This window comes from beta proteobacterium MWH-UniP1, assembly GCA_036362785.1.
In the GTDB taxonomy this organism is placed as follows: domain Bacteria; phylum Pseudomonadota; class Gammaproteobacteria; order Burkholderiales; family Burkholderiaceae_A; genus Lacustribacter.
Genome location: CP143625.1, coordinates 1,414,989 through 1,436,257 on the forward strand (window position 1 = coordinate 1,414,989; position 21,269 = coordinate 1,436,257).

At 56.0% G+C, this 21,269-nt stretch carries 24 protein-coding genes; 10 read left to right on the top strand and 14 right to left on the bottom strand.

Annotated elements, in window-relative coordinates; translation table 11 throughout:
* The first annotated feature begins 69 nt into the window (after window positions 1–69).
* Together AOB54_06880 and AOB54_06885 are read left to right on the top strand one after the other, a co-directional pair.
* Window positions 70–1,287 carry a cupin domain-containing protein gene (locus tag AOB54_06880; protein WVN41213.1) on the top strand — a complete coding sequence of 406 codons (1,218 nt, stop codon included), beginning with the start codon at window positions 70–72 and terminating at the stop codon, window positions 1,285–1,287.
* A gap of 73 nt (window positions 1,288–1,360) precedes the next feature.
* Window positions 1,361–1,537: a hypothetical protein gene (locus tag AOB54_06885; protein WVN41214.1), complete on the top strand. Its 177-nt coding sequence runs from the start codon at window positions 1,361–1,363 to the stop codon at window positions 1,535–1,537.
* Between the two features lie 62 nt (window positions 1,538–1,599).
* On the opposite strand, the gene AOB54_06890 is transcribed toward AOB54_06885, so the two are convergent.
* Genes AOB54_06890 through AOB54_06910 form a run of 5 tightly spaced genes read right to left on the bottom strand, consistent with a single transcriptional unit; the run spans window position 1,600 to window position 6,552 of the window.
* Window positions 1,600–2,424, bottom strand: coding sequence for an MBL fold metallo-hydrolase (locus AOB54_06890; GenBank protein ID WVN41215.1), 825 nt, complete (start codon window positions 2,422–2,424; stop codon window positions 1,600–1,602).
* A 2-nt stretch (window positions 2,425–2,426) separates the two neighbouring features.
* Window positions 2,427–3,536 (bottom strand): outer membrane protein assembly factor BamC, encoded by a 1,110-nt coding sequence (gene bamC, locus AOB54_06895; protein WVN41216.1) that lies wholly within the window; start codon window positions 3,534–3,536, stop codon window positions 2,427–2,429.
* The gene (gene dapA, locus AOB54_06900; protein ID WVN41217.1) at window positions 3,536–4,411 is read right to left on the bottom strand and encodes a 4-hydroxy-tetrahydrodipicolinate synthase; all 876 of its coding nucleotides are present in this window, start codon (window positions 4,409–4,411) and stop codon (window positions 3,536–3,538) included. Before dapA ends, bamC begins: the two co-directional genes overlap by 1 nt.
* Window positions 4,412–4,455: 44 nt before the next feature.
* Entirely contained in the window at window positions 4,456–5,658 is a 1,203-nt protein-coding gene (locus AOB54_06905; GenBank protein WVN41218.1) for a tryptophan--tRNA ligase, read from the bottom strand.
* A 15-nt stretch (window positions 5,659–5,673) separates the two neighbouring features.
* Window positions 5,674–6,552 carry a PHP domain-containing protein gene (locus AOB54_06910; protein WVN41219.1) on the bottom strand — a complete coding sequence of 293 codons (879 nt, stop codon included), beginning with the start codon at window positions 6,550–6,552 and terminating at the stop codon, window positions 5,674–5,676.
* 68 nt (window positions 6,553–6,620) lie between these two features.
* Here AOB54_06910 and AOB54_06915 point away from each other — a divergent pair, with 68 nt between their 5' ends.
* Together AOB54_06915 and AOB54_06920 are read left to right on the top strand one after the other, a co-directional pair.
* Window positions 6,621–7,145, top strand: coding sequence for a gamma carbonic anhydrase family protein (locus tag AOB54_06915; GenBank protein ID WVN41220.1), 525 nt, complete (start codon window positions 6,621–6,623; stop codon window positions 7,143–7,145).
* A complete protein-coding gene (locus AOB54_06920; GenBank protein ID WVN41221.1) occupies window positions 7,138–8,103 on the top strand; it encodes an Hsp33 family molecular chaperone HslO in 966 nt (321 codons plus the stop codon). The genes AOB54_06915 and AOB54_06920 overlap by 8 nt, the downstream gene beginning before the upstream one ends.
* A 5-nt stretch (window positions 8,104–8,108) precedes the next feature.
* Here AOB54_06920 and ftsB read toward each other — a convergent pair whose 3' ends face one another.
* From ftsB to AOB54_06950, 6 genes are read right to left on the bottom strand one after another with little or no spacing between them, the layout of a single operon-like run.
* Window positions 8,109–8,504 (bottom strand): cell division protein FtsB, encoded by a 396-nt coding sequence (gene ftsB / locus AOB54_06925; protein ID WVN41222.1) that lies wholly within the window; start codon window positions 8,502–8,504, stop codon window positions 8,109–8,111.
* A 29-nt stretch (window positions 8,505–8,533) separates the two neighbouring features.
* Window positions 8,534–9,820 (bottom strand): phosphopyruvate hydratase, encoded by a 1,287-nt coding sequence (gene eno, locus AOB54_06930; GenBank protein WVN41223.1) that lies wholly within the window; start codon window positions 9,818–9,820, stop codon window positions 8,534–8,536.
* Window positions 9,821–9,876: 56 nt separating this feature from the next.
* The gene (kdsA, locus tag AOB54_06935; GenBank protein ID WVN41224.1) at window positions 9,877–10,731 is read right to left on the bottom strand and encodes a 3-deoxy-8-phosphooctulonate synthase; all 855 of its coding nucleotides are present in this window, start codon (window positions 10,729–10,731) and stop codon (window positions 9,877–9,879) included.
* On the bottom strand, window positions 10,728–12,380 hold the full coding sequence (locus AOB54_06940; protein WVN41225.1) for a CTP synthase: 1,653 nt from the start codon (window positions 12,378–12,380) through the stop codon (window positions 10,728–10,730). The genes kdsA and AOB54_06940 overlap by 4 nt, the downstream gene beginning before the upstream one ends.
* A gap of 1 nt (window position 12,381) precedes the next feature.
* A complete protein-coding gene (locus AOB54_06945) occupies window positions 12,382–13,023 on the bottom strand; it encodes a CoA transferase subunit B (protein ID WVN41226.1) in 642 nt (213 codons plus the stop codon).
* Window positions 13,023–13,715 carry a CoA transferase subunit A gene (locus tag AOB54_06950; GenBank protein ID WVN41227.1) on the bottom strand — a complete coding sequence of 231 codons (693 nt, stop codon included), beginning with the start codon at window positions 13,713–13,715 and terminating at the stop codon, window positions 13,023–13,025. Before AOB54_06950 ends, AOB54_06945 begins: the two co-directional genes overlap by 1 nt.
* 50 nt (window positions 13,716–13,765) lie before the next feature.
* Here AOB54_06950 and AOB54_06955 point away from each other — a divergent pair, with 50 nt between their 5' ends.
* The 3 genes from AOB54_06955 to leuE are packed head-to-tail and all read left to right on the top strand — an operon-like array spanning window position 13,766 to window position 16,424.
* Window positions 13,766–15,460 (top strand): electron transfer flavoprotein-ubiquinone oxidoreductase, encoded by a 1,695-nt coding sequence (locus tag AOB54_06955; GenBank protein ID WVN41228.1) that lies wholly within the window; start codon window positions 13,766–13,768, stop codon window positions 15,458–15,460.
* A 13-nt stretch (window positions 15,461–15,473) separates the two neighbouring features.
* On the top strand, window positions 15,474–15,662 hold the full coding sequence (locus AOB54_06960; protein ID WVN41229.1) for a 4-oxalocrotonate tautomerase: 189 nt from the start codon (window positions 15,474–15,476) through the stop codon (window positions 15,660–15,662).
* Window positions 15,663–15,722: 60 nt separating this feature from the next.
* The gene (gene leuE / locus AOB54_06965; GenBank protein WVN41230.1) at window positions 15,723–16,424 is read left to right on the top strand and encodes a leucine efflux protein LeuE; all 702 of its coding nucleotides are present in this window, start codon (window positions 15,723–15,725) and stop codon (window positions 16,422–16,424) included.
* Window positions 16,425–16,447: 23 nt separating this feature from the next.
* On the opposite strand, the gene AOB54_06970 is transcribed toward leuE, so the two are convergent.
* A complete protein-coding gene (locus AOB54_06970; GenBank protein ID WVN41231.1) occupies window positions 16,448–17,443 on the bottom strand; it encodes an SLAC1 anion channel family protein in 996 nt (331 codons plus the stop codon).
* A 122-nt stretch (window positions 17,444–17,565) separates the two neighbouring features.
* Between AOB54_06970 and lexA the strand changes: the two genes are divergently transcribed.
* Window positions 17,566–18,264, top strand: coding sequence for a transcriptional repressor LexA (gene lexA, locus AOB54_06975; GenBank protein WVN41232.1), 699 nt, complete (start codon window positions 17,566–17,568; stop codon window positions 18,262–18,264).
* A gap of 14 nt (window positions 18,265–18,278) precedes the next feature.
* Here the strand turns inward: lexA and AOB54_06980 are convergent, their stop codons facing one another.
* Window positions 18,279–18,599: a type II toxin-antitoxin system YafQ family toxin gene (locus AOB54_06980; GenBank protein WVN41233.1), complete on the bottom strand. Its 321-nt coding sequence runs from the start codon at window positions 18,597–18,599 to the stop codon at window positions 18,279–18,281.
* Window positions 18,568–18,876, bottom strand: coding sequence for a type II toxin-antitoxin system RelB/DinJ family antitoxin (locus AOB54_06985; protein WVN41234.1), 309 nt, complete (start codon window positions 18,874–18,876; stop codon window positions 18,568–18,570). The genes AOB54_06980 and AOB54_06985 overlap by 32 nt, the downstream gene beginning before the upstream one ends.
* A gap of 196 nt (window positions 18,877–19,072) precedes the next feature.
* Between AOB54_06985 and imuA the strand changes: the two genes are divergently transcribed.
* Window positions 19,073–19,885, top strand: coding sequence for a translesion DNA synthesis-associated protein ImuA (imuA, locus tag AOB54_06990; GenBank protein ID WVN41235.1), 813 nt, complete (start codon window positions 19,073–19,075; stop codon window positions 19,883–19,885).
* Window positions 19,797–21,245, top strand: coding sequence for a DNA polymerase Y family protein (locus AOB54_06995; GenBank protein WVN41236.1), 1,449 nt, complete (start codon window positions 19,797–19,799; stop codon window positions 21,243–21,245). The genes imuA and AOB54_06995 overlap by 89 nt, the downstream gene beginning before the upstream one ends.
* Window positions 21,246–21,269: the final 24 nt, after the last annotated feature.

Consider the following 21,269-nt stretch of genomic DNA (forward strand, 5'->3'; position numbering starts at 1 on the left):
GGCAGAGCAGATTGATGCGACTTGCTTATCAAAAATGTTGACTCAAAAAATGTTTAGTTTTCAAACACGATGACGAAAAAACTCCTCACCACTATCCAGCGGCCCATGCCCGACCAACCTGTCTCATGGCTTGGCGGCATGACACCCGCGCAATTTATGAAAAAGCACTGGCAGAAAAAACCGCTGCTGGTGCGCAACGCATTTCCAGACTTTGTGCCGCCGGTATCGATTGAAGAAGTCTTGGGTCTATGCAGGAACGACCTGGCCCAATCGCGGATGGTCAAGAAATCAAAAACCAAATGGTCACTTGATCACGGCCCCTTTGAGCCCGACCAAATCCCGTCGGTTAAGAAATCTAACTGGACGGTGCTGGTCCAGCAGGTCAACACCCTGCTGCCTGAAGCTGATCGCTTTCTGGACGCCTTTCGTTTTGTGCCAGAGGCCCGATTAGACGACCTGATGATCAGTGTGGCGGGGCCAGATGGTGGTATTGGCGCCCACACGGACTCCTACGATGTCTTCTTAATTCAGGCCGCAGGCAAGCGCCGCTGGGAAGTGGCCACCAAATTTAGCCCAGAGCTAGAAGAAAATGTGCCGCTGAAAATTCTGCGTAATTTCACCGCAGAAGACGACTGGGTTTTGGAACCCGGCGACCTGCTTTACCTGCCCCCCAATGTGGCCCACCGGGGCACCGCGGTGGGCGCGGGCTGCATGACGTGGTCGGTGGGCTTTCGGGCACCTGGCCGGGTAGCCCTGGCCGATCACGCCTGGGCTGTTCACTTAGACAGCCTGCCTGACACCGACTGGCAAGACCCCTGGCTTGCCGCCACGGCCCACCCCGGTCAGATTCCAGACCGCTTGCTCAAGGCGTTAACCGCCCAGGTTTTGGCCAGCTTTCCAAAAAAACCAGCCGTTGAAACGGCAATCGCTACCGTTTTAAGCGAACCCGCGCCTGCGGCGGTCTTCAACCCACCCAAGCGGCCCGCCACCCCTGAGAAGTTCTGGGCACTAGCCGCCAAAAAAGGCCTGCGCCTGGCCAGCCCGAGCCGCCTGATCTATCGCGGTAAGCAGTTCTTTATGAACGGCGAAAACCTGGGGCTGGCGCTCTCCAAGAGTGAAACCAAGGCCCTTAAAAACCTGTCGGATAAGCGACAGCTGCTCGCCGCAGAATGCGCCGCAATCAGTCAGGATCTGTCAGAAACCGGGGGCAAAACCAGGCCTTCCCAGAGACAGCACAATTCCACGCTCTATAGGATGTATCTTGCCGGTTGGATCGTATATCATTAGCGGGTTTTCCCGGTGGGACAAATTCGTCGGAAAAACGTCTCCTCTTATTTTTGAACCTTAAGGAAATTTGAAAATGCAGAAGTCACTACTCGCAGCCATGATCTTGGCTCTCGGTGTTGTTGCTTGCGGTAAGAAAGAAGAAAAAGCTGCTGCTCCTGCTGCACCCGCAGCTGAGCAAAAGCCTGCTGACGCAGCTCCTGCTGCTGCTCCTGCAGCTCCTGCTGCTCCTGCTGCTCCCGCCAAGAAGTAATTCTTCGGTTAGCAGTAGTGCAAAAAGCGCTGGTAAGAAATTACCGGCGCTTTTTTTATTTCTTAATCAATCACCACCCAATCAAAGCCATCACCCTGGCTGGCCACGGTTAGGCTGGCCTGCGATGTCAACACCGGTTTGAAAGATGCCACGACCAGCTCTGGCCGGTTGTTGTGTCGGCTCAAATGCGCAGCCACCACATGCTGTAGTCGGGATTGATCAATCACTGCCAAGAGCTGGGCCGACGCTGCGTTAGACAGGTGGCCATAGGGCCCACCAATCCGCTGCTTTAAAGAGGCAGGGTAGTCGCTGTTGGCGAGCAGTTCCTCATCGTGGTTTGCCTCTAGAAAAAGAGCATCCGCAAAAGACAGCATCTCTTCGATATGCAGCGTTGATTTGCCGACATCGGTTAATACGCCTAGCCGCCTTTGGGCAGCGCTTCCCGTGCCGACACCAACGCCGACTGCAGCGACATCCTCGACCACCAACTGCACTGGCTCCCGGGCATCATGCGGCACCGGAAAACAACGCAACACCAAATCGCACAAATGTATGTGGGCGTGGCTATCTATTTCAGTCAGCCGCACACCGGACCAGAAGTCATCACTACAGGCTGCGCGGGTGCCATGCGAACACAGCACGGGCAGATTGGCATGCCGGGCAAAACGTGCCACGCCACCCACGTGATCACCATGCTCGTGGGTGACAAAAATCGCATCAAGATCTTGGGGCAGCAGACCGCGTAATTCCAGCCTGCGGACCATCTCTTTGATGGGCAGGCCGCAATCGATCAATACACGGGTGGGATGGTGGCCGGGGCCACGCCCGGTCGACTCCACGACCAGGGCATTGCCCTCGCTGCCACTTGAAAGACTAGTAAAGCGCAAAACTACTTGAGCTGATCCAGGATCACCGTCAGCATGCGCTGAGAATTCGTGTCGTTGGTGGGGTTACCACTTTTGTCCAAAATGGTGACACGAGACCCGGACTCGCCCGTGCTGCTGACCAACACACGGTATTGATTGGCCGACTCTGATGGCGTGCTGGATGAGAAGAGTTTCGAGAAAAAGCCCTGCTCTTTTTTCTCTTCAACTGTGGGGTCGCGATAGCGCACAAAAAATAACCCCTTGGCACGGTCACGGTCTTCTACTGTAAAGCCAAGCCGGTCAATGGCCACACCCACACGGCGCCATGCACGATCAAATGATTCGTTAATTTCAATCGACGAGGCCATGCCGGTGCGAACAATCTGGGCCTTTGGTGGCGCCACCGGTGCCTGGGCCAACAGGGTCTGGGCACGGGTCTGATCGGCTCCCAAACGCAGCATCATGCGACGCAGAAGTTCTGCCTCGAGCTCACGATCCGAAGGACGATTGGTCCAGGTGGACTTCACATCGGAAGATGTCACAGATGCGATCTCGACCACACCACGGTGGCTAATCACAATTTCTGTCTGCGTGTCACTGATGCGGTCTAAGCGTGTGCGAAATTTATCGCGCTCGCCGGTGTCGTACAAACGATCGAAGACCTTGCCGAAAAGCCGGCGCAGGCCATCTTCAGCAATCTTGGCGCGATTTTCTGCCCAATCGGTTTCAATTAACCCAGTGTCAGGATTTTCAACCGCCAACACAAAACCGTTATCCAGCCAGAACTGGCGAACCACAGGCCAGAGTTTTTCAACGGGTTGATCCACAATCAACACCCGTTGATCGGCCTGGCGCTCAATCCGCATGCCCGACACCGCCGGCAAAATCGCACCGTCGGATTTCTTGGGCTCTAGGCGATTGCGCTCGAATTCCGAGCGGCTGGCTGTGCCCGATGCAGGCATGGCAAAACGGTCATCTTTGCCCGGCGCCAACAAATCTGGCGGCACCTCCAGGGGCTTGACCTTTTGGGTCGCGGCCGACTTGTAATCAAGATCATTGCCAGGAAGTGCACCGCAGCCCACCAGCACCATTGATGCACCCAGCAACGCGAACGACGAAACCCACTGCCTCATTAAATGACTCCCAAATTCTTTAGTGCCGATTCCACGATCGACTGATTGCCCTTGGACAGCTCGACCAAGGGAAGGCGAATACCTGACTTCATCCGGCCCATACGGGCCAAGGCCCATTTCACTGGGATCGGATTGGCTTCCACAAACATGGCCTTGTGCAGGGGCAGAAGCTTTAATTGCAAATCGGCCGCCTGCTTGGCATTGCCGGCAATGGCCAACTGGCACAACTTCGACATCAGGTCGGGCACAACGTTCGCCGTAACCGAGATATTGCCCTGCCCGCCCAAAAGCATCAGGGCCACGGCCGTGCCGTCGTCACCACTGTAGACCGCAAAATCTTCCGGTGTTTCGCGGATGAGCCACTCGCCACGCTCGATGTTGCCGGTGGCATCTTTAATACCCACGATGTTGGGAACCTGCGCCAGCCGAACGGTTGTTTCGTGGGCCAGATCGGCCACGGTGCGGCCGGGCACGTTGTACAAAATAATCGGTAGATCCACCGCCTCTGCGATGGTCTTGAAATGCTGATACAAGCCCTCTTGGGTGGGCTTGTTGTAATACGGCACCACCTGCAATGACGCGTTGGCACCAACGGCTTTGGCCTCGCGCGTAAGTTCAATGGCTTCCAGCGTGGAATTGGCACCCGTGCCAGCGATCACCGGCACACGGCCCCTGGCCTGCTCGACCGTGATCCGAATAAGTTCCAAATGCTCATCCACATCGACCGTGGGAGATTCACCCGTGGTGCCCACGGCAACAATCGCATCCGTGCCCTGCTCGATATGCCAGTCGACGAGTTTTCGGTAACTGTCGAAATCAAGGCTTCCGTCTTCATGCATCGGGGTGACAATTGCCACCAGGCTTCCTGTAATCATCTTTGTTCAACCAGTCACGAAAATGTGGTCATCAAGGGGGTGCATCAACTGTAATCCAGCCCCATGGCCTCGCGGACATCGCGCATGGTCTGGCGGGCCATGTCACGGGCCTTTTCCGAACCATCAGCCACAATGCCGCGCAACAAATCAGGATCTTCCTCGTAAGGCTTGGCCCGATCAAGAAATACTTTTTGCTCATCTAACACTGCATCAATCAGGGGCTGCTTGCACTCCAGGCAGCCAATGCCCGCCGAGGTGCAGCCCTCTTTGACCCATTTTTTACGCGAGTCGTCGGAATAGACCTCGTGCAGCTGCCAGACGGGGCAACGGTCGGGGTTGCCGGCGTCGGTTCGGCGCACCCGGGCCGGGTCTGTGGGCATCTTGCGCATCTTTTGCACGATGCTGTCGGGGTTCTCGCGAAGCGCAATCGTGTTGTGATAACTCTTGCTCATCTTCTGGCCATCTAAGCCAGGCATGCGGGAAGCCTCGGTGAGCAAAGCCTGGGGCTCAACCAGAATCAATCGACGGCCGCCTTCCAAATAACCAAAGAGCAGCTCGCGATCATCCATGGTCAGGTTCTGGGCCTCTTGCAGCAGGGCCTTGCCCTGCTCGAGCGCCTCATCGTCACCCTTTTCTTGGTAACGGTCACGCAGTTCTGAGTAGAGCTTGGCCCGCTTACCGCCCAGTTTCTTTGCAGCTTCCAGGGCCTTTTCTTCAAACTTGGGCTCACGGCCATACAAATGATTAAAGCGGCGGGCGACCTCGCGGGTGAGCTCCACATGGGGCACCTGGTCTTCACCCACCGGCACATAGCCTGCACGGTAAATCAAAATATCAGCCGACTGCAGCAGGGGATAGCCCAGAAACCCATAGGTGGCCAGGTCTTTTTCAGCGAGTTTTTCCTGCTGGTCTTTATAGGTCGGCACCCGCTCTAACCAGCCAAGCGGTGTGCACATGGAGAGCAACAGGTGAAGCTCTGCATGTTCCGGCACACGGGACTGGATAAAGAGCGTGGCCTGGGCTGGGTCTACACCGGCCGCCAACCAATCGATCAGCATGCCCCAGACCGATTCCGAGATGATCTGTGGGTCTTCGTAGTGGGTGGTCAGCGCATGCCAGTCCGCCACAAAGAACAGGCACTCGTATTCAGACTGAAGACGGACCCAGTTTTTTAAAACACCGTGGTAATGGCCCAGATGCAGGGCCCCCGTGGGCCGCATGCCCGATAAGACGCGTTGTGGATACATATACCGTGGATTTTATCAGTGCGGCCAGCCATGCCAGACCGGACGGGTGGCATCGGGCAGGGGCGGCACAGCGCCCACGTCAAAGCGGCTCTCGCCCTCGGCATGAAAGTCGCTGCCCCGGGATGCATGTAGCCCGTGCTCGACGGCCACCCGCTGGAAACGGCGGGCCTCTTGGTCGCTATGGCTGCCAGTCACCACCTCGATCGCCGTGCCCCCCAGGGCCTTGAATTCATCAATCAGGGCCCAGTGGCCAATGGCGCTTAAGCGATAACGGGCCGGGTGGGCCAGCACGGCCACCCCACCAGCCCCCAGAATCGCCCCCACTGCACGGGACAGGCTGGTCCACTCATGGGCAAAGTAGCCGGGTTTGCCGGGGGTTAGATACTTTTGAAAGACCTGATTCATATCCGAACAGAGCCCGCGGGCCACCATGGCCCGGGCAAAGTGGGTGCGGCCAATCAGCTCTGGGTTGCCAGCAAAAGACATGGCCTCATCAAAAATATCCGGCACCCCGTGGACCATCAGGCTGTCGGCCATGGCCCTGGCACGGGCCAGTCGGCCATGCTGAATCGAGGCCAGCGTGTCCTGCAGGCCCGAATTGTTCAGATCAAAATTTAGGCCCACCACATGGATGGTCTCCGAGCCCCAGGTCACCGAGATTTCCACCCCAGGGATATACATCAGGCCCAGGGCCTGGGCGGTCTCTTGGGCCTCCCGCTGGCCGCCAATCGTGTCGTGATCCGTTAAAGCCAGAATCTGCACACCGTTGGCTGCCGCACGGGCCATCACGTCCTGGGGTGCCAAAGCACCGTCAGATGCCGTGGAGTGCATGTGCAGATCAACATTGATATCGTGGGGATAGTCAGGCCTGGTGGCCTGTGCGGTAAGCGTCATGCCTGCCATTTTCCAGCAATTCCTACCGGGCATGGTAAAAACCCGTCTTCATGAAAAGGAGTGCCGTCATGGCCATTTTTGCCTTTGGCAAGCACCAGCCCGATGTCCACGAGACCGCCTATGTGACCGAGAGCGCCAATGTGATTGGCCAGGTGGTGTTAAAGAAAAACGCCAGCATCTGGTTTGGCGCCACCCTGCGCGGGGATAACGAACCCATCGTGATCGGCGAGAATTCCAATGTCCAAGAAGGCGCGGTGCTGCACACCGACATGGGTTCACCATTGACACTTGGCAATAACGTTACCGTGGGCCATCAGGCCATGCTGCACGGCTGCACGGTGGGCGATGGCAGTCTGATCGGTATTCAGGCGGTGGTTTTAAACGACGCGGTGATCGGCAAAGACTGTTTAATCGGGGCCTGCGCCTTGGTCACATCGGGCACGGTCATTCCCGATCGTTCCATGGTGGTGGGGTCGCCAGCCAAAGTCCTCCGTCAATTAACGGATGATGAAATTGCCCGCATGCAACGTGGCACACAAAGCTATGTCACGCGGGCCGCCGCATTTCGCAAGGAATTAAAACGAATTGAGTAAAAAAGAATCCGGGGAAGAGAACGCCCCCACCACGGCCGCAGGCCCTGACAACGATCACTTGCTGCGCGTCATGTTCAATGACGGCAACGCACGGGCCCACCTGGTCAAGATTGATAAGTCTTGGCTAGAAGTCGCCCATCGACATAGCGAGGCGCCAGAGGTTATGGAACTGCTTGGCGAGATGAGCTGCGCAAGCATTTTGCTATCGGCCAGCTTGAAATACGACGGTTCTGTCATTCTGCAGATTCACGGTGATGGCCCTGTCCGGCTCGCAGTGGCGGAATGCAGCGCCAGTCTGGGCTTTCGTAGCACCATCAAAATGTCCGACACGCTCACGGTGCCCCCAGGCGCCGACTGGAAGACATTGGTGAATCAAAACAATATGGGCCGCTTTAGCGTGGTGCTAGACCCCAAGGTCGACAATCAACATCCCTATCAAGGCATTGTCAGCCTGCACGATGTCGGCTTTGCCCAGGCGCTTGAGTCTTATATGACCCGCTCAGAACAATTGCCCACTCGACTATGGCTGGCCTGTGATGGTGATCGTGCTGCAGGCCTGTTACTGCAACGCATGCCAAGCGAAGGCGGTAGCGCCAAATCCAGCGAGCCCGACGACGAATGGGATCGCTTGATCACGCTGGCCGACACCATCACGCGCGAAGAACTTCTCAACACAGAGTCGCAGACACTCTTGCATCGTCTCTTCTGGCAAGAGGCCCCCAAGTTACTGGAAAATAAGCCGGTGCAATTTAGCTGCACATGTTCGCGCACACGGGTTGGCAAGATGTTGCAAACGCTTGGGGAAGAGGAGGTCGAATCGATCCTGGCAGAGCAAGGCTATGTCGAAGTGAACTGCGACTTCTGCAACACGGCCTATGCCTTTGATCCGGTGGACTGCGCGGAGCTCTTTACCCGAGACCACCCGCCGTCCTCTTCGGGCTCTACCACCCTTCACTAGCCCGGTTACTGGCCTTTCGTGTCCGCTGGCGCCGGTGCGTTGGCATTGGCACCAGCATTAGTCTTGGCGTTATTGTTGGCGCCACTGGGCTGCGGGGGCGTGGCCCACTGTAGAAAACGCTCCCCCGGCATGACCAGGCCTAGTTCATAACGGGCCCGCTCTTCTGCAGCACGTGAACTCTTTTTGAAATCACGAACCTCGGCCTCGAGTTCTGCAACCCTAAGCCGGCGCTTGTCGTTTTCTTTTTGCTTACTGTCGATTTGTGATTCGAGTGTCCAGACCCGAATCCAGCCACCCTGGCCAAACCACAGCGGAAACTGCAACAGAATCAAGGCCCCCAACAGGATCTTGGTCAGGTTGGGCTTGGGAAGCTTGCTGAGCAGACTTGCCGATTGGGCCATTGATTCCGGTGTTGGTTTAAAAAAGGCGGTTAGGCACGCAGGTTATAAAACGCGTCCATGCCGGGATATTCCGCAGCATCGCCCAAATCCTCTTCAATACGCAAGAGCTGATTGTATTTGGCGGTGCGGTCCGTGCGGGACATCGAGCCGGTTTTGATCTGCAAGGCATTGGTCGCGACCGAAAGATCTGCAATCGTGGTGTCCTCGGTTTCACCAGAACGATGCGAGACCACCGCGGTGTAGTTGCTGCGCTTGGCCATCTCAATGGCGGCAAAGGTTTCTGACAAGGTACCGATCTGATTGATCTTAATCAGGATGGAGTTGGCAATCTTTTTCTGGATGCCCTCGCGCAGGATCTTGGTGTTGGTCACAAAGAGATCGTCGCCCACCAGCTGCACCTTCTTGCCCAGCAACTCAGTCTGATAGGCCCAGCCGTCCCAGTCCGCTTCAGCGCAGCCGTCTTCAATCGAAATAATGGGGTACTTATCCACCCAGCTGGCCAACAAATGCGAGAAGTCTTTCGAAGAAAGGCTCAAGCCTTCGCCGGCCAACTCATATTTGCCGTTTTTAAAGAATTCAGAGCTTGCGCAATCCAGGCCAAGCGCCACCTGGCGGCCGGGCTCGTAGCCGGCAGCCTCGATGGCCTGCAGAATCATTTGAATTGCAGCCTCGTGGTTTTTCACATTCGGTGCAAAGCCACCTTCATCCCCCACGGCCACGGACATGCCCTGGTCGTGAATGATTTTTTTCAGCGAATGGAAAACTTCTGCCCCATAACGCACGGCCTCGCGAAAAGTCGGTGCGCCCACCGGAATAATCATGAACTCTTGAAGATCGAGATTGTTGTTGGCGTGCGCGCCACCATTGATCACATTCATCATAGGCACGGGTAGACGCATGGGGCCCGAACCACCAAAGTAACGATAGAGCGGCAGGCCAGACTGCTCTGCTGCGGCCTTGGCCACCGCCATCGACACCGCCAACATGGCGTTGGCGCCCAGGCGGGATTTGTTGTCGGTGCCGTCTAACTCGATCAGTGTCTTGTCAATAAAGGCCTGCTCGCTGGCATCCAAGCCCATCAACGCTTCCGAAATTTCGGTGTTGACGTGCTCCACTGCGTTTAACACGCCCTTGCCCAGGAAACGGCTCTTGTCACCGTCGCGCAGTTCAATGGCCTCACGCGAACCCGTAGACGCACCCGATGGCACCGCAGCTCGACCCATCACACCGCTTTCCAGCAACACATCACACTCCACGGTGGGGTTGCCACGGCTATCGATAATCTCGCGGCCAATCAGGTCCACAATCGCAGTCATTTTTCTTTTCCTTTTCTAAGCCAAAGCCGCCGTTACCGACGGTGAATTAAATACGGTTAATTAAAGTCGTTTTCTAAAAATGGTTGGGCCTTGACCGTTCGATCAATCGCGACCAGCTGGGCCAGCAGATCTTTCATCTTGGCAAGCGGCACCGCATTGGGGCCATCGGACAATGCCTTGGCGGGATTGGGGTGTGTCTCCATGAAAATGCCAGAAATGCCCACCGCCACAGCAGCGCGGGCCAACACAGGAACAAACTCACGCTGACCACCAGAAGACGTGCCCTGGCCACCTGGCAGTTGCACCGAATGGGTCGCATCGAAGACCACGGGACAGTTGGTCTCGCGCATGATCGCAAGGCTGCGCATATCGCTCACCAGGTTGTTATAACCAAAGCTCACGCCTCGCTCGCAGGCCATAAAACGATCGGCATCTAGCCCCGCCTCGACTGCTGCATCACGGGCCTTTTGCATCACGTTTTTCATATCGCCGGGCGCCAAGAACTGGCCCTTTTTGATATTCACGGGCTTACCCGACTGGGCCACTGCACGAATAAAGTCGGTCTGGCGGCATAAAAATGCAGGGGTTTGCAACACATCAACGACCGATGCGACTTTGGCAATTTCAGTCTCGCTATGCACATCCGTCAGAATCGGCACGCCAAGCTTTGCGCGGACATTGGCCAGAATTTCCAAACCCTTGTCCATGCCCAGGCCACGAAAGGATGTGCCAGAAGAACGGTTGGCCTTGTCGTAGCTGGATTTAAAAATAAACGGAATGCCCAGCTCGGCGCAGATCTCTTTCAGCCGGCCTGCCGTGTCCATCTGCAGCTGCTCGGATTCCACCACGCAGGGACCCGAGATCAGAAAGAAGGGGTGCTCCAGGCCAACATCAAATCCGCAGAGTTTCATTTTGTGCTCGCCTGGTGCTGAGCAATGGCGGCTTCGATATAGCTCTTAAAGAGCGGATGACCATTGCGCGGCGTGGAGGTAAATTCTGGGTGAAATTGCACGCCCATAAACCAGGGGTGCACCGATGACGGTAACTCCACCATTTCCACCAACTTTTCGTGGGGTGTCTCTGCCGCCACAACCAGTCCTGCGGCTTCCACCTGGGGGCGCAGCGTGTTGTTGACTTCATAGCGGTGGCGGTGGCGCTCATTCACCGTGGGGCCATAAATCTTGCGGGCCAGGGTGTTTTCACGGATCGCACACTCTTGGGCACCCAGGCGCATGGTGCCGCCCAAGTCCGACGATTCAGTGCGCTGCTCAATCTTGCCATCGGCTGACTTCCATTCCGTGATCAAGGCGATCATGGGCTGGGGTGCCTGTGGATCAAATTCAGTGGAGTTGGCTTGCGTTAAGCCCGCCTTGTGCCGCGCGTATTCAATCACGGCCAGTTGCATGCCCAGGCAGATGCCCAAGTAAGGGACCTTATGCTCTCGCGCATAGCGAATGGCCGCAATCTTGCCCTCGACACCACGCTTGCCAAAACCACCGGGCACCAAGATCGCATCAAAGCCGGCCAAGGCATCGACACCATTTTTCTCGATGTTCTCCGAGTCAATGTACTCAATGGCGACTTTCGACCGAGTATGCATGCCCGCGTGAATCAGGGCTTCCGTGAGTGACTTATAGGACTCGGTCAGGTCCACATATTTGCCGACCATGGCGATACGCACCGTAACCTGTGGATTATCCAAACGATCGACCAGGTCATCCCAGACCGCCAGGTTCGAGGGCTTCGCCGGCAGGCCAAGCTCTTCACAAATCAGGTTATCCAAGCCCTGCTCCGACAGCATGCGTGGAATGCGATAAATCGAAGTGGCATCCCAGACCGAAATCACGGCCTCGCGCGGCACGTTTGAAAAAAGCGAGATCTTGTCTTTTTCTTCTTCAGGGATCGGGCGGTCAGCGCGGCACAAGAGTGCGTTGGGTTGAATACCAATCTCGCGCAGTTTTTGTACCGAATGCTGGGTGGGCTTGGTCTTCAATTCACCCGCTGATGGAATAAAGGGCACCAAGGTTAGATGCACAAAGCAGGTGTTGCGGCGGCCAAGCTTTAGGCTTAGCTGACGAATCGCTTCCAGAAATGGCAGGGATTCAATATCCCCCACGGTGCCGCCCACTTCCACAATGGCCACTTCTGCTTCGTCGGGCTGGCCTGCACGCGAACCACGGGCAATGAACTCTTGAATTTCATTGGTGATGTGGGGAATGACCTGCACCGTTTTACCCAGATACTCACCACGGCGCTCTTTGCGCAGCACGGAATCATAGATCTGACCGGTGGTGAAGTTATTGTGCTTATGCATCCGCGCATCAATAAAACGCTCGTAGTGGCCCAGATCCAGATCGGTCTCGGCGCCATCTTCGGTCACAAAGACTTCACCATGCTGAAAGGGGCTCATGGTGCCCGGATCCACGTTTAAGTACGGATCCATCTTGATCATGGTCACACGCAGGCCGCGTGACTCCAAAAGCGCACCAAGAGATGCTGCTGCAATGCCCTTACCCAAAGACGACACCACGCCGCCCGTTACAAATACATATTTCGTCATATCACTCAATAATGGGGCAGCCGGTTTTCGCGCGGACTTCTTCCACGGTCACGCCCGGTGCCAGTTCACGTAATTCCAAACCCTTAATCGTGACCGACAACACACACAGGTCTGTCACGATCTCGTTGACCACACCCACGCCAGTTAATGGCAGGGTACAGGCCGGCAAAATCTTTAAGTCTTCCGAGCCATCTTTTTTCTTGGCGGTGTGTTCCATCAGTACGACCACACGATCCACACCAGCCACCAGGTCCATTGCACCGCCCATGCCCTTGACCATCTTGCCCGGGATCATCCAGTTGGCCAGATCGCCTTTTTCCGAAACCTGCATGGCGCCCAGAATCGCCAGATTGATGTGGCCGCCACGGATCATGGCAAAGGAATCGGCGCTCGAGAAAATCGAAGAGCCCTTCAACGTGGTGACAGTTTGTTTGCCCGCATTGATCAGGTCGGGATTCACTTCTTTTTCAGTGGGAAAGGGGCCAATGCCCAGCAATCCGTTTTCAGACTGTAGCCAGACTTCCATGCCATCGGGCACGTAGTTGGCCACCAGTGTTGGCAGGCCAATGCCCAGGTTCACATAAAACCCATCGCGCAATTCTTTGGCCGCGCGGGCTGCCATTTCTTCACGGGTCCAGGCCATTATCGCGTCGTCCTGTTCTCAATGTATTTCGCAGGATTTTTGTTCACGACGATGCGTTTTACAAAAATGCCTGGGGTATGGATCTCGTCGGGATGGAGTTCGCCGTTTTCAACCAGCTCTTCCACTTCCACAATGGTCATGCGCGAAGCCATGGCCACATTCGGGTTGAAATTGCGTGCGGTTAGGTTGTAGACCAGGTTGCCGGAGCGGTCGGCCTTTTGGGCCTTGACCAGCGAGATATCGGCAAAAAGCGACTCTTCCATCACGTATTTCTTGCCGTGGAATTCACGAATCTCTTTGCCTTCGGAGACCACCGTGCCCACACCCGTGCGGGTGTAAAACGCAGGAATGCCGGCACCGCCAGCCCGCAGCTTTTCGGCCAGCGTGCCCTGGGGTGTGAATTCCAATTCCAGCTCACCGGATAAAAACTGCCGCTCAAATTCTTTGTTCTCACCCACATAAGACGAGATCATTTTTTTCACCTGACGGGATTCGAGCAGTAGCCCAAGGCCCTTGCCATCGACGCCCGCGTTGTTGCTGATGCAGGTCAGGTTTTTTGCGCCGTGATCACGGACCGCTAAGATCAACGCCTCGGGGATGCCACACAGACCAAAGCCACCAACGGCAATGGTCTGACCATCACGCAGCACGTCTCGCAAGGCAGAGGCGGCGTCGGGGTACACCTTGTTCATGGACTACTCCGAAAGAGGGAGAAAAACCCTGATAGTGTAACGGCATCAGCATGCATTTCTTGGAGACCGGAAAAGTGGAACAAACCCGTGAGTCAATGGAATACGACGTTGTAGTGGTCGGTGCGGGACCGGCCGGACTGTCCGCAGGAATTCGTCTTAAGCAGTTAGCCCAGCAAAGCGGTCGGGAAATCAGCGTTTGCATCCTGGAAAAAGGTTCCGAGCCCGGCGCCCATATCCTGTCTGGGGCCATCATGGACCCACGGGCCATCAACGAGCTGCTGCCCAACTGGAAGGCCGATGGCGCCCCCATCCATACCCCCGTCACTGAAGACCAGTTCATGCTGCTCTCCGAAACCGGGGCCACCACTTTTCCCCAGTGGGTGCTGCCGGCCTGCTTTAAAAACCACGGGAATTACGTGGTCAGCCTGTCCAATGTGACCAAGTGGCTGGCCAGCCAGGCCGAAAACCTGGGCGTGGAAATCTTCCCTGGCTTTGCCGCAGCCGAAGTGCTCTACCACGAGGACGGCCGGGTCAAGGGCGTGGCTACCGGCAATATGGGCGTGGGCAAAGACGATCAGCCCACCGGCAATTTCCAAATGGGCATGGAGCTGCACGGCAAGTACACCCTGTTTGCTGAAGGGGCCCGGGGCCATCTGGGCAAACAGCTGATTTCCAAGTTCAAGCTTGATGCCGGCCGTGACCCACAGTCCTACGGCATTGGCCTAAAAGAGGTGTGGGAGATTGACCCCGCCAAACACAAGCCTGGCCTGGTCATTCATACCGCCGGCTGGCCGCTGGATAGCGAGACCTATGGCGGGGCTTTCCTGTACCACTTGGACAATCACCAGGTCTCGATTGGCTATGTGGTGGGCCTGGGCTACGCCAACCCCTGGCTATCGCCCTTTGAAGAATTTCAGCGCTACAAGACCCACCCAAAAATCCGTCACTTCCTGGAGGGTGGCAAGCGCATTGGCTATGGGGCCAGGGCCATTGCCGCTGGGGGATTGAACTGCCTGCCCAAGTTCACCTTCCCGGGCGGGGCATTGATTGGATGTGACGCAGGCTTTCTCAACGCATCCCGAATCAAGGGTAGTCATGGCGCCATCAAAAGCGGCATGCTCTGCGCGGAAGCCGTGGCCGAGGAATTGGCCAAAGACACGCCAGCTGCAGAACCCGTGGGCTATGCCACCCGGTTTGAAAAGTCCTGGCTGAAAGACGAACTCTATCGGGCCCGCAATTTCAAACCCGCCATGGCCAAGGGCCTGTGGATGGGCACACTCATCGTGGGCATTGATCAAAAGCTCTTTGGCGGCAAGGCCCCCTGGACACTTCACAACACCAAGGCCGACCACGAAACACTCAAGCCTGCCGCCCAGTGCAAACGGATTGACTATCCCAAGCCCGACGGCAAACTAACCTTTGATCGTCTGTCATCGGTGTTTTTATCGGGCACATCCCATGAAGAGAATCAGCCCGCGCACCTAACACTTAAAAATGCAGCAGTGCCCGTTGCAACCAACTTAACGCAGTTTGCAGGGCCGGAGAGCCGCTACTGCCCTGCGGGTGTCTACGAGTATTTAGACGCTGCTGGCAACCCCACAGTGGAGCCCGTTGATGGCGCACGGTTACAGATCAATGCACAGAACTGCGTGCACTGTAAGACCTGTGACATCAAAGACCCCACCCAAAATATTGTCTGGGTCACGCCCGAGGGGGGTGGCGGCCCGAACTACACGGGAACTTAATTAAGGAGAAATCATGCCCACCATTCGTGTTGAATTTTTTGAAGGCCGCACTGAAGAACAAAAACGTGCCTATGCCAAGGCCCTGACCGAGGCGACGGTAAACACCCTTGGCGGCAGCCCTGAATCCGTCGACATCCTGTTTTACGACATCAAGAAATCTGACTGGGCCACCGGTGGTGTGTTGTGGAGTGACAAGAAATAATTTGTCTGAACACTTTGCTTTTACTGAGTCCTGCGCTGATCGACCATTCGGGTACGGGCCTTGATTTACGGCATTACTGACCTCACCACATTTATTCTCGGCACGATCTTTATCGTGCTGTTGCCCGGCCCCAACTCCCTGTATGTCATGACACTGGCATCGCGCCACGGTGTCGCGGCAGGCTATTGGGGCTCGGCGGGGATTTTTGCAGGTGACACCATATTGATGGTGCTGGCTGCCACGGGCGCTGCATCAGCACTCTACGCATCGCCCGCCGTTTTCACCGGCTTAAAAATCGCCGGGGCCGCGTATCTGGCCTGGATTGGCATTGGCTTAATTCGCGAGGCCATGCACACATGGCGTTTGCGCCGCAGCCAAAAACGCCCGCAGGTACCAGGCACGGTGTCAGACACGGTGTCAGACACCGTGTCTGACACCTTACGCGATAGCAGCGGGAAAAAACTCGACTTCTCCCATCCCTTTCGCACCGCCTTGGTGATCAGCCTGCTCAACCCCAAGGCGATTATGTTTTTTGTGTCCTTTTTTATTCAGTTTGTTGACCCGCAATACCCTTACCCAGGGTTAACGTTTTTTATTCTGGGCGTTATTGTTCAAGTCGCAAGCCTGCTGTATTTGAGCGCATTAATTTTCGGCGGCGCTTATCTGACCTTGGCGTTTCGTCAGCGCCCCTTGCTATCTTCCATCAGCATTAGTGCAGTGGGACTACTGTTTATTGGGTTTGCGATAAAGCTCTTACGCTAAGGCTTACGCCAACCCGAACAACATCAATCCGTCAGCTGCGCTTCATTGCGGGCCACCGCAAACAGGGTGCGGCCAAAGAGCCACAGAATTAAAGCCGTGGCAAAGATCACCATCACCACCGACAGGCCTTGCACAAAGGCGCTCGGCACAAATTGTGCGTAAACCAAGGTGGCCGTTGTAAATGCGGCTGTTGGAAATGACAGGGCCCACCAAGACAAATAAAACGGTAGTCTCACAAAGCGCGGAATTTGTATCGCCAAAAAGAGCGCAAAGAAAATGGCAATGCCATAAAAAATATGGCCACCTGCATCCAATAGGCCCACACCAGGGTGTTGGCCTGTTAACTGCAACCACGACAAAAAGCTCACCGAAGGTGGCGCCAATAAAATACACAGGGTGGGGATCATGCGCTCAGGTAATGCCGGCTGCACGAACAGCAGGCGGTTTAAGACCAAGGTCAACAGCACTACCCAAAACAGAATGCCCACGGCAAAGAACCACCACGAGACCTCTAAGAAACCGAGCCGCACACCGGCGAGCGGCAAAATCACATTGCCCACTGCTGGAATGAACCAAGGCGGCGTGGCATGGGCCGCCTGCAGGCTCTCACGGTGGACCCAGGCATTGAGCATCATGGTCATGGCCACCACCTGCAACACCGCGCCCACGACCCAGATCGGCATGGCCAGCGGCGCAAAGGCCCCAAGTGCCACGGCGGCCAAAAGTGCAAAGGAAATGGACACCGCCGCAAAAAAAGATGACTTCACCGGGTGCTGCCATTCACTGTAGACATGTTGGTGATTGGCCGCCCACTTCTTGATGTAGAGCGCTAGCAACACGATAAACACCAATGCCGTCAGCACGGCCAAGGCCAGCGCAACAGGCTCGGCCACCCCAGGCAACCACTCCAAGACGGCCACCCTGCCCCAGATCAGGGTCAGGCCAGACAGGCCCATGACCATGGCAAAGGCCGAGATGGGAAGCTCGTGGATAAATGGGTTTTTGCTTGGGGAAGACATGTTTTAAGCCTTAAAAGTTACTTTTTAACGACAGCCGCACTTGAAATAGCAGCCAGGCTTGCAGTTTAGCGCCGAAAGAAGTACTGTACTTTTATTCACTGTAATTTCATTCAGGCCCACTCATGAAAGACCTAACCGCTCGCCAGCAAGAAATTCTGAATCTGATTCGGCGCCACATTGAAGAGACTGGCTTCCCACCCACCCGGATGGACATCTGCCAGGCCCTTGGCTTTAAGTCCCCCAATGCCGCCGAAGAGCACCTAAAGGCCTTGGCCCGCAAAGGCGTCATCACCCTGACATCGGGGGCCTCCCGCGGCATTCGGCTAACCGGTGAAACCGTCACCTCCCGAAAACCCAGCAGCAAAGAATCGGGAATCAAGGGGGCATTGCAGCGGGCCCGTGAAATGGCCAGCGACATGGTGAGCATTCCCTTGGTGGGTCGGGTTGCTGCCGGCCAACCCATCTTGGCCCAAGAACATGTGGAAGCCAGCTATGCCATTGACCCCGCACTGTTTGCCCAGGCGCCCGACTACTTTCTGAAAGTCCGCGGCATGAGCATGCGGGATGCTGGCATTTTGGAAGACGATTTATTGGCTGTGAAAAAACTTCCTGGCGGCGTGAACGACGCCCGCAATGGCCAGATCGTGGTGGCCCGCCTGCAAGACGATGTCACCGTGAAGCGTTTTAAGCGTGACGGCCAGCAGATTTTTTTGCTGCCCGAAAACCCAGACTTCAAGCCGATTGTGGTTACCCCCGACGATGACTTTGCCATCGAGGGCTTGGGCGTTGGCGTAATTCGTAATCCGAAGTTGCTGTCGTAATAAAAGCAAACGCCCTATTTAAAAAGCTCTGAGTGCGTTCCTATACGTGCGAAAACGAGCCTTTCGACTTTAGATTCATGTGCGATTTTATAAATCAGTAAAAAATCGCCCCCAATATGGCACTCTCGGTAATCACTGTACTCACCCTGTAAAGGGTGGTCTCTCCACTCTGGGCCAAGCAGCTCACCCCCAATCAAAAGCATCATGACCGCTTTTGCACGCGAAAGATCATATCTACCAGACTGAGTAAGCCGCTCCCAATCTTTTAGAAACTGACTTGTTTTGAGAACGTCGCGCGGGGGTTTATCGCGCTTTCCGTTTTGATTGGGTCTCAAGCTCTTCAAAAAATACTCGCGGTGTTTGCCCCCGTTTGCCAGATTTTGCTAATTGACGGCCTTCTTGAAGCGCTGCAACAGTTGTCGCGTTTGGCGCCTTGACCTTGAAAGGTAAACCACGTTGCGAAACAACTTGGCGCAAAAACAAACGAACCGCATCAGAAATATTGAGCCCACAATCGGCGAGCACAGCCGTCGCTTCATTTTTTAATTGTGGTGATATCCGAGTGCGGACTTCAGCGGTCATATTTTTACTATCAGCGGTAACAGGGATCATGGTGGACTCCGTTTGTAGCTACATTGACGGAGTATATTGTTCCGGATTCTTCCGGGAAATGCTTTAAAAATCTTAGAGATCCCGGACCCGTCCAACCATCAACCAAGCGCCGTAGACCGAATCTATCCCCCCCAGGCTTGCAGTCTTAGGCTGAAAGAAGTACTGTACGCATATTCAGTACTTTCGATAGCCAACCATGCAAACCATCACCACCCCCCATCCCGCCGTCTGGCGCGGCCAAGCCATCCAGGCCCAGGCCAGTACTGGCGTGAGCAGCAGCTTTCGTCTTTTAGACCGGGAACTCCCGGGCAATGGCTGGCCACGTGGCTGTCTGACCGAACTGCTGGTCCAATCCATGGGCATTGGCGAGCTGCGCTTTCTGGCCCCCACCCTGCGGGCGCTCACCCAGGCCGGTAAACACATTGTTCTGCTCGCCCCACCCCACACGCCTTACGCCCCCGCCTTTGCAGCCATGGGCATCGATCACAGCAAGATCCTGGTGGTCCACGCCAATCGGCCAGTCGATCGGCTCTGGGCAGTAGAACAGGCCATCAAAAGCAATTCTTTTGGTGCACTGATTACCTGGCTGGATCACAGCACCGGCCCGCACGCCACCCCGGTGAAACCGGAACTCATTCGTCGACTGCAATTGGCAGCCGCCAGCACACAGGGGCTGACCTTTGTATTTCGGCCATTTGATGCCCAACACCATGCATCGCCAGCGCCACTGCGTTTATTGCTGCTGCCACGTCGCTACCCCGGCCTAGCGGTGCAGATCATCAAGCGCCGTGGGCCAGTCATGTCGGCACCAATCGACATCGCCATTCCTATTCCTGGGGTTGGACTGCGGCCACTCGAAGACCGCGAGGCCATCATCGCTGCGCCTGCCGCAGCACCGACCACCAACATTAGCCGTCATCATGCTGTGGATCGCATGCGTTATTCCTCGTCGTTACCGGGCGCCATTTCACCAGCCGCTTCCGTTAACGGTTCGGCAGCACGCAACTGAGTCCTGTGGCCAGGTCGTGGCACGCATGGCCCAATGGGCCCTGCAGTTCACGCCCTGCGTGACCACGCATGACCAACATCACACGCTGCTCTTGGAAGTCGCCGCTAGCCTGCGGCTATGGGGTGGCCATGCTGCGCTTCTTACTCGTTTAACCCAGGGTTGGCGCGACTTCGGCTGGCTGCCCCCAGACACAGTCACGATGGCATGCGGCCCCACGGCACGTTATGCCCAGTGGTTAGCAATCTATGGCGCTGAACTTGACCACCCCCCTGAGCTCATGCCGGTTGTGGTGTCAGGCACCTCGCTCTTATCGCCACTACCAGTTTCAGTCATCGAAGAATTACAGCCCCACTTAGATGTCTTGGCCCGAATGGGGGTTCGCACAATTGGACAGCTCAACAAACTGCCGCGTGGCGGCATGACACGGCGATTCGGCAAAACGATTTTGCATGTCTTGGATCAGGCGTATGGAAAAGCACCCGATACCCGTCTATGGCTAAAGAGTGCCGAGCACTTTTCAGTGCGCCGTGAGTTATCTGCACGTGCAGACAACACCGCATTGATTGAGCAGGCTGCATCCCGCTGCCTGCACGAACTTGCAGCCTGGCTTACCGCACGTCAGCTGGGCGCCAAAGAGATCGCCCTTACACTGCATCACGACAACCCGCCACCCACACCACTGCCACTTCGGTTTGCCAGCCCCACACGGGACATCACACGGTTTCAACGGCTACTCAGTGAGCGGCTTGCTCGCTTTCAGGTGAATCAGCCTGTCTATGAGATTGAACTGCACGCCAACACTACCGAATCACTTGCCCATACGACCAAAGATTTTCTAGGGGGCGGTGCGTCTGAAAAAGAAGACCTGCAGATTCTGATTGAGCGTTTGGAAGCACGGCTTGGCCCAGAACAAGTGCAACGTTTGTGCGTACTCGATGAACATCGGCCAGAGCAATCCGTCGCACTGCAGGCAGTCGCTGATCAAACTAGCGAATCTAAGACGTCTTACTCGCGACAATCAGCCCAACCGCTCTCTGCAGTCAAATCTTCAAATTCGCTACCTTCAGCGCCACTCACTGCAACTCTATTGGCCCAGGAGCCTTTTCACTTAAGTAGCCACCGGCCAAGCTGGTTGCTCAATCCGCCCATACCACTGCGCATCCAGGGCCATCGGCCCCATTACCAGGGGCCACTGCAACTACTCTGCGGCCCAGAGCGTATCGAAGCGGGCTGGTGGGATGACAGCCCGAACGGCCCGACACAGCGAGACTACTTCGTTGCCCGCACCACACAAGAGGCCATGGTCTGGGTTTTTCGCACGCCTGCCCATGAGTGGTATCTGCATGGATTTTTTAGCTGACCGTTTTTATACGCGGATATCCAA